Consider the following 2,456-nt stretch of genomic DNA (forward strand, 5'->3'; position numbering starts at 1 on the left):
ATGATATCGGCGCCATTAGCTCGGGCTCGCGCCTTCATCGCGTTGACTTCGGCGAAGACGTAGGGCGGCAGGCGCTTGATGCGATGGAATTCGGTGTTGGACATGGACGCTCCGGAAGACCGCTCCGGTCACGCCACGAACCCAAGAGACCTGCGGACCGGGACTGACGTTCTACCGCCCCGACGCGACGGAAGCGAGGCAAATTTCGCGTCGCGGGCCAATGCGGTCACGCTCGGCTCCCGATTGCCCGCCAGGGCCACGCCCCGGTCAAGGACGGGGCAGTTCCCGTATTCATATTGCGGTCAAACCTAACTGTGTCTTAACCGATTGTCTTTCATACCCTCGCCCTCCGATATAGTCCTTAGGTATCTGGAATTAGTCCCTAGGTGCCTTTTCCGGCTGCTGAATGGTCCTGCTGGGTGGAGAGATGGATATGACCTCGCTTCTGAAGTCTGCCGATGGCCTGCTTGGAAACATGCGTTTCACGCGAAAGATGGCATTTGCCCTGTCGGTTCCGATGGGCGGCGTGATCGTGCTGTCGTCGCTTCTGGTGTGGGGACAGGTCGTTTCCAGCCGCCGGGCCGCCGATCTCACTGCAGTCACCCGCCTGTCGGTGGACATGACCGACCTTTTGCATGAGTTGCAGAAGGAGCGCGGGTCCTCCTCCATCTTCCTCAGCGGCAAACTGGCCGACGACCGACGCCGTCTGGAAACGGTGCGGAACGCCGCGGACACCCGGCTGGCGGAGCTGACCCGGCAGGTCGCCGGCGCCCGCATCCGCGATCCGCATGTGGCTGCGGCGATTGCCGGAGCCCGCGACGCACTGTCGCAGCTGCCCGGCCTGCGCGCCGGCGTCGACGGCATGGCGCAGTCCCCGATGGAGGTGGTGGCAAACTACACCGCCATGATCCGCAAGCTGCTGGATGCCGCCGGACAGGCCCGCACCCTATCCGACGACAGCGACCAGATGCGCGCCGCCGACGCCATGGTCTCACTGTCGGAGGCGAAGGAACGGCTGGGCCAGCAGCGCGCCGTGGGCGGTGGTGCCTTCCGCAAGGACCGCTTCCCTGCCGACGCGCATGAGCGCTTCATCGAGCTGTCGGGCGAATACAAGGCGCTGATGGGCGGCCTGAAGGGCAAGCTGACGGCGGAACAGGCACGCTATTACGACCAGACCGTCGCCGGTCCGGCCATCGCCGAGGTCGAGCGGATGCGGCGGATCGGCGTCGCCTCCGCCTATGGGGCCGGCAACCAGGGGGTCGATGCCGGAAAATGGTTCGACGCCATCACTGTAACCATCGACATGCTGCGCAGCGTCGAGACCCGCGTCGCCGACGACCTGATCGGTCTGGCCAACCGCGACGCCCGGGACTCGGTGAACCGGCTGACCGGCATGATTGCCGGCTTGGCCGTCCTGCTGGGGATAGTGACGCTGATCGCCGTGCTGGTCGCCCGCAACATCACCGGACCGATCGCGCGCCTGAATGGCGACATGGCGCGGCTGGAGGCCGGCGAGCGCGACCTGAGCATCCACGGCGCCGAACGCGCCGACGAGCTGGGTGCCATGGCCCGCAGCCTGGACCAGTTCCGTCTCAGTCTCGCCGAAGCGGACCGCCTCGCCGACGAGCAGCAACGGCAGCAGCAGGAGCGTCTGCGTGAAGCCGACCGCATCGAGCGGCTGGTCGGAGAATTCGACCAACATATCGAAGCGGTCGCCGAAGAGCTGGCCGGCGCCGCCAGCGGCCTGCGTGGCAATGCCGAGCAGATGAGCCGCATCGCCGCGGACACCGAATCGCATGTGCTTTCCGTCGCCCGCGCATCCGAAGGCGCGTCCGGCAATGTCCAGGCCGTCGCCGCGGCAGCGGAGGAACTGTCCGCCTCCATCGCCGAGATCGGCCGTCAGATGGCCGGCTCGACCGAGATGGCGGAACGGGCGGTCACCGACGTCCAGCATACCGCCAACGTCATCTCGGACCTCAGCGACGCCGCCCAGCAGGTGGGCGAGATCGTGCGGATGATCACCGACATCGCCAGCCAAACCAACCTGCTGGCCTTGAACGCGACCATCGAGGCGGCCCGCGCCGGCGAGGCCGGCAAGGGCTTCGCCGTCGTGGCGCAGGAGGTGAAGCAGCTCGCCAGCCAGACCGCAAAGGCGACAGAGGACATCACCGCCAAGGTTGCTGAAATCCAGTCGGCGACCGGCCAGACCGTCACCGCCATCGGCGACATCGGCACGGTCGTCACCCGGATCGAGGAGAACATCTCCGCCGTCGCCTCCGCGGTCGAGGAGCAGAACGCCGCCACCGCCGAAATCGGCCGCAACGTGCGGCAGGCCGCCGACGGCACCGATCAGGTCTCGGACAGCGCCGCTCTGGTCAGCAGCGAAGCCGGCCGGGCCGGCGCGATGGCGAGGGAGGTGCTGTCGATGGCCGATGCCCTGAAGCGGAGCGCCGACG

1 protein-coding gene is annotated in these 2,456 nt (G+C 67.1%); it reads left to right on the top strand.

Going from position 1 to position 2,456, the window contains the following annotated elements:
• Positions 1-433 precede the first annotated feature (433 nt).
• Positions 434-2,456: methyl-accepting chemotaxis protein (locus tag I71_RS05275; protein ID WP_042691775.1), on the top strand; the 2,023-nt coding region annotated here is incomplete at its 3' end.

The sequence above is a fragment of the Azospirillum sp. B506 genome (genome assembly GCF_000333595.1).
Taxonomy (GTDB): Bacteria; Pseudomonadota; Alphaproteobacteria; order Azospirillales; family Azospirillaceae; genus Azospirillum.